Origin of the sequence: Streptomyces sp. NRRL B-24572 (assembly GCF_002156145.1) — a bacterium.
Classification (GTDB): Bacteria; Actinomycetota; Actinomycetes; order Streptomycetales; family Streptomycetaceae; genus Streptomyces; species Streptomyces vietnamensis.
Map to the genome: position 1 here is coordinate 1 of NZ_MWIG01000771.1, position 5,954 is coordinate 5,954.

Consider the following 5,954-nt stretch of genomic DNA (forward strand, 5'->3'; position numbering starts at 1 on the left):
CGTGGCCAGTTGGGCGCGGGAGCGGACGTCGAGCTTCTGGTAGATGCGGGTCAGGCGCGCCTCCACCGTCTTGACGCTCAGGTACAGCTTCGCCGCCGCCTCCTGGTTGCTCGCGCCCTGGCCCACGAGCCGGGCCAGCCGCAGCTCCGCCTCCGTGAGCGAGGAGAGCGCGGACACCGACTCCTCGCCGCCCGCACCGGGACCGGCGGCCTCGCCCGCCGGCGTCTCGCTCGCCAGGGCCAGCCACGGGGCCGCACCGGCCCGTTCGAAGACCGAGGCCGCCTCGTGCAGGGCGGTCTGCGCCGCCGACCGGCGCCGGCGGCGCCGCTCGACCCGGGCCAGGGCTATCAGCGCCCGTCCGCGCTCCAGAGGCAGTCCGGCCCTCCGCCGCCAGGCACAGGGCGTACGCCCGGTCGCAGCCGAGCAGGACCGTGGACCGGCCGAGGCGCTCCGCCACCGGCCGCACCTCGGCGAGCAGCGCCAGGGCCTCGTCGCCCGCGTCCTGGGCGAGCAGCGCCTCGGCCAGCTCCTCGTGCCAGCGCAGCATCGAGGGGTCCACCGTCGACTGGGCGCGCTCGTCGGCCTGGACCCGGCGCAGGGTCTCCAGGGCGGCGGCGACGTCGCCGTTGATCAGCTGGACGCGGCCGAGCGCGTACCGGCTGCGGGAGAGGAAGACGCGGTCGCCCTCCTCCTCCGAGGCCTGGACGCTGCGGCGGGCATAGCTCGCGGCCCGCGCGAAGCTGCCGCCGGCGGTCTCGGCGAGCGCGAGCGTGTACCAGGCGGGGCCGGGGGAGAGGCCCGCCTCCAGGGTGAGCGCGAGGGACTGTCCCGCGTGCGCGAGGGCGGCCGCACAGGCGCCCCTGCGGGACTCGATCGCGGCGAGCGTGGAGAACAGCTCGATCGTGTCCTCCACCGAGCCGCGCCGCTGGACCAGCGGAAGCAGCGCGTTCAGCTCGTCCCTGGCGTCGTTCAGCCGGTCGTCGAAGAGGGCGTGGCGGATCGTCAGGATCTGGGCGGCGTTGCGGATCCCGAGCGGACGCTCGGCCCGTTCCAGGGCGCGGGCCTGCGCGAGCACGGTCTCCGCGTCCGGGAAGCCGAGGGCCCGCTCCATCCGCGCCTGCACGGTCAGGGCCTGCGCGGCGAGCCGGGGATCGCCCATCGAGGAGGCCAGCGCGGCCGATTCGACCGCCGCGGTCCGCGAGCGCTCGGGATCGCCGTCCGCGAGCACGTACTTGACGGCGAGGCGCAGCTGCACGGCGGCCCGCAGGGCGGTGTCCCCCTCGGAGTCCTCCATCGCGTGGACGTACATCTCGTCGAGCCCGGTGAGCCCCTGACCCGCGGTGTCGAGCACGGCGAGCCGCGCCCTGACCCGGTCGGACGGCACCGCGTCCCGGGCGAGCAGATCGGTCGCGGCCCGCATCGCGAGGTCGGCGCGGGCGGCGCGGGCGGCCTCCTCGGCGGCGTCGACGAGCCGCGCGATCCGCCGGGTCCCGTGCCGTCCCGGCGTCGACTCGGCGGCGAGCAGGGCCAGTTCGGCGGCGAGCGCGCTGTTCCCGCGCCGCCGGGCCAGGTCGGCGGCGGCCGCGACCTCGGCGGCCAGCTCCTCGTCCGGCCGCTCGGTGGCGAGCGCCCGGTGCCGTACCGCCTCGACGGGGTCGTCCACGACCTCCGCGAGCGCCGCGTGCCCGGCGCTCCGCTCGGCCCAACAGGCGTCGTGCACCAGGGTGGAGGGCAGCAGCCCGGCGGTGAAGGTCACCGAGCCGTCCTCGGAGAGCGACACCAGGTCGGCCCGCTCGGCCGCGGCGAGGTCGGCCTCCGCGGTGGGCCGCCCGGCGCGGCGTACGAGGGTGGCCGAGGGGCGCAGCGCGAGCGCGGCGAGCAGCAGCGTCTCGCGTACGGCGGGGGGCGCGGCGCCCAGGAGCTGGCGGGCGAGGTCGCGGGCGCGGCCCGAGAGCGTCAGCGCCTCCGCGTGGTGCACGGGGGTCCGCGCGTCGGCGAGCGAGCGGCCGACGGCGAGTGCGAGCCGCGGATTGCCGCCGCTGGCGCGGTGGATGCGGCCGGCCATCCGGGAGGGCAGCCGGTGGTGGATGAGGAGTTCGGCGATCTCGTCGGCGTGCAGCGGCGGGACGCGCAGCACGTCCGCCTCGGACGGCACCCAGAGGTGCGCGGCGTGCGGGTCCTCGGAGCGGTGGCCCTCGCGGTACGGATAGTGGGCCTCGGCGTACGGCTCGGGGGTCTCCACCGCCACCACCCGCAGCGTGGGCGGGGCCAGGTGGAGGGCGAAGCGGAGCAGGTCCGCGCTGTCCGCGTCGATGTTCTGCACCCCGTCGACGACGACCAGGACGGGGCCGAGGCAGGTCAGGGCGCGCAGGATCCGGGCGATGCCGAGGCGCAGCGCGATCGGGTCCCAGCCGCCCGCCTCGATCGGGGCCTCGCGGCAGAGCATGGCGACGGCGGTGCGCTGGGGGCCCGGCAGCTGGTCGAAGACGCCGGAGGAGGAGATCCCGGAGTCGAGCACGCCGGAGGTGAGGATCCCGGAGGCGAGCGCGGCGTGACTGAGCACGTCCACGGCCGCGTCGGCCGCGTACGGTTCGGACGCGGGAACGGCGGGGGCGGGCGTGCCGGGCGGTTCGGGGCGGCTGGTGCCGAGGCCCGGCCAGGTCACGGTCGCCGCCACCGAGGCCACGAGCGCGGCGGCGGCCGCCCCGGGTATCTCGCGGTCGGACGGCAGGGTCGCGAGCCACAGCACGGTCTCGCCGCGCGCCTCGGCGCGGGCCGCCTCGGCGAGGGCGACCTCGGTCTTGCCGACGCCGGCGGGTCCGGTGAGCAGGGCGCGGCCCCGCGTGTGGAGGGCGCGTTCGAGGCGGGTGAGGAGTTCCTCCCGGCCCACCGGGGCAGGGCTCTGCGGAGCTGTCGTCACTGTCCACCACCTCCGGCCCCTCGGGTCCGGCCCATGGACCCCGTGCGCAGAGGATACGGAGCCCACCGGCACAGTCCAGGCCCCTTGTCCGGCATACGGACAGGGGGCCTGGGCCGCGCACGCTCCCACAACGCCAGGACGCGCCAGTGGTGTAGACCACGGGCGCGTCGCTGACCAGCAAAGATGCTGATGTGGGGGGTGGTTCAGAGGTGGTGCGGTGGTGCTTTAGAAGGTGAGGCTCCACGAGTCGATGTAGCCGGTGTCACCCGTGGCCACATCCTGGACCCGGAGCTTCCAGGTGCCGTTGGCGACCTCGCTCGACGCGTCGACCGTGTAGGTGGCGATGACGTTGTCGGCGCTGTCCGAGGAGGACGAGGTCTTCAGGTTGCGCACCGTGCCGTCGGGGGCGACCAGGTCGATGACCAGGTCTCCGCGCCAGGTGTGCTTGATGTCCACGCCGACCTTGAGGGTGGCGGGGGCGTTGCCCGTGAGACCGGTGACGTTGATCGAGGACGTCACGGTGGTGTTGTCCGGGATCTGCACGTCCGTCGCGTTGGTGAAGACGGTGCCGCTCGGCGGGGTGGTGTTGAGGACCGCGTTCACGGACTTCGCGGCGTCGGCGATGCCGGTGCCGCAGCCGCCGGTGCAGGTGCCGGGCAGCGGGCGGGCGTTGTTCTTGATCGCGGACTCGATGTCGGCCGGGGTGAGGGTGCTCTTGGCCGACTTCAGCAGGGCGGCGAGGCCGGCGATGTGCGGCGCGGCCATCGAGGTGCCCTGGTAGGGCTTGTACGTCTCGGTCGACTGGGTCGTCAGGCCCGAGTTCAGCGTGGAGTAGATCGCGTTCTCGGGGGTGGTGACGGTGCCGGGCGTGTCGGTGGCGTTGCGGGTCTCGCCGCCGGGCGCGGCCACGTCCACGATGGTGCCGTAGTTGGAGTAGTACGACCGGCTGCCGGCGCGGTTGGTCGACGCCACGGTGATGACGCCGGTGCAGTTCGCGGGCGTGAAGCCGGAGGCGTTGGCGTTGCTGTTGCCCGCGGCGACGACGACGGTGGTGCCGCGCGAGACGGCGCCGTTGATCGCGGTCTGGTAGACGCTCGGGCAGGTGGAGCTCGCGCCGCCCAGGCTCATGTTGATGACCTTGGCCGGGTTCGGGTTGGCCGGGACGCCCGGCACGGTGCCGCCGGAGGCCCAGGTGATCGCGTCGGCGATGTCCGAGGACGAGCCGCCGCACTTGCCGAGCACGCGCACGGGCTCGATCTTCGCGTTGTACGCGATGCCCGCGATGCCCTTGGTGTTGTTGGTGACCGCGGCGATGGTGCCGGCCACGTGGGTGCCGTGCCAGGAGGAGTTCGAGGCGGTGGAGCCGGTGCCGCACTCGCCGTCGGTGGCGTTCCAGTCGCCCTCGTCCTTCGAGTCCGCGTCACGGCCGTTGCCGTCGCGGGCGTCGGCGGCGGTGGAGATGAAGTCGTAACCGGGGACGACGTTGGCCGCCAGGTCCGAGTGGGCCGCGTAGCCGGTGTCGATGACGGCGACGGTGACGCCGGAACCGGTGGCCTTGTCCCAGGCTGCAGGAACGTTCATGCCACCGGTGGGCTCGAAGAGGTCCCACTGCTTGGCGTAGTCGGTGTCGTCGGGGGTGACCGCCATCGCGTAGGCGCGGATGTCGGGCTCGACCGAGGCGACGGAGGGGTCGGCGCGGAACGCGTTCATGACCTCGGTCACGTCCTGCTTGGTCGCCTTGCCGCCCAGGTTCACCAGGGCGCCACCGCCGGCGAGGCGGCGCTCGAAAGAGAGCTTCTCGCCCGTCTCCGCGGCCTTCTCGGCCGTGTCGCTCTTCGCGGCGGTGTTGGAACCGGCCTCGGGGGTCCGGCTCTTGTAGGTGACGATCACCTTCTCGACGGGGGCGTTGGGAAGCGCCCGCATCGCCTGCGAAGCCGGAGCCGGCTTCGGGGTGGCAGCGACCGGGGTTGCGGCGAACGCCCCGGAAGTCATGGCAGCGGCACCGAGGATCGCGGCGCTCGCGACCACGGATATGACTCTCCGCCTGGAACCGTTCAAGGTGTGGCCCTTTCGAGTACGACGTAACTGCGGAGCAGTGGCGGCGGCGCGGGACACACGGGGCGAAGTGGGGTCGCGTCCGTGGTTCCCTGGGCTGGGGGGCCCGTGCGCCGCCACCGGCGCGACGGCCCGGGTCAAGGCCGCCACCGGCGGACAGCACCCTCCGCATGCACCTGTCAGGGTGCGCTCGGGGGATGATATCTGCCGGTGCGGAGGACAGTAGGGAACGGGGGGGTGAACCCGATACGGGGAAAACCCTTGTCACCCCTCAAGGGGTGGCAGGGGTCCCGCGAGGGGGAGGGGCTGAGAGCCCCGAGGACCCCTGGGGCGAAGGCGTTTGGCGCGCGCGGGACGGGAGTCCATCGCGGGGCGCCCCGGCGCGAACCGTACCCGCCGTCACCGGTGTCTTCGGGTACGGGGCGGGTCGGCCGAGTTCGTACGGGTACGGGGCCGGCGGGGCGGGTCGGCCGAGTTCGTACGGGGAAGGGTCGGCCCGGCTCGTACGGGAGAGGCTCGGCCCGGCTCGTACGGGGCCGACAGGTCGGTCTGGTGCGTACGAGGACGGCGGATCAGCCGAGTTCGAGCGTGGTGACGCCGAAGACGCGCTCACGGGCCACCGGGCGGACCGGGCCCGTGTACATCCTGGCCGTCTCGAACGTCGGCTCCAGACCGCGCTCCTGGGCCAGCAGGGCCGCCGCCGGGTTCGCCTCCGGCATGTCGACCGCGATCCGGGCCGCGCCGAACTCCCGCGCCTCGGCGGCGAGCCCGTCGAGGAGGGCGGCCGCGTCGGCCGGGGTGTCCGCGAACAGCGGTCCCACACGCGCCTCGTCCTCGGCGGGACGAACCACGCCATACCCGGTCAGACGCCCGTCGACGACCCGGGCCAGCGCTCGATGGCCGGGAGCGGTGAGCCAGGCGTCCAGGAACAGGGGCCGGTCGGCGTGGTGGCAGAGGCCGTCGTACGCGGCGACCGGGC

1 protein-coding gene and 2 pseudogenes are annotated in these 5,954 nt (G+C 74.4%); all 3 read right to left on the bottom strand.

All coding sequences use genetic code 11. The features are described 5' to 3' along the window. Nucleotides 1–2,920 (bottom strand): annotated as a pseudogene (locus CCN56_RS45670) (AAA family ATPase); the annotation flags it as partial. Nucleotides 2,921–3,145: 225 nt separating this feature from the next. Continuing rightward, nucleotides 3,146–4,912 (bottom strand): S8 family serine peptidase, encoded by a 1,767-nt coding sequence (locus tag CCN56_RS35535; RefSeq protein WP_373412941.1) that lies wholly within the window; start codon nt 4,910–4,912, stop codon nt 3,146–3,148. A gap of 635 nt (nt 4,913–5,547) precedes the next feature. Continuing rightward, nucleotides 5,548–5,954: pseudogene (locus CCN56_RS35545) on the bottom strand (GNAT family N-acetyltransferase); the annotation flags it as partial.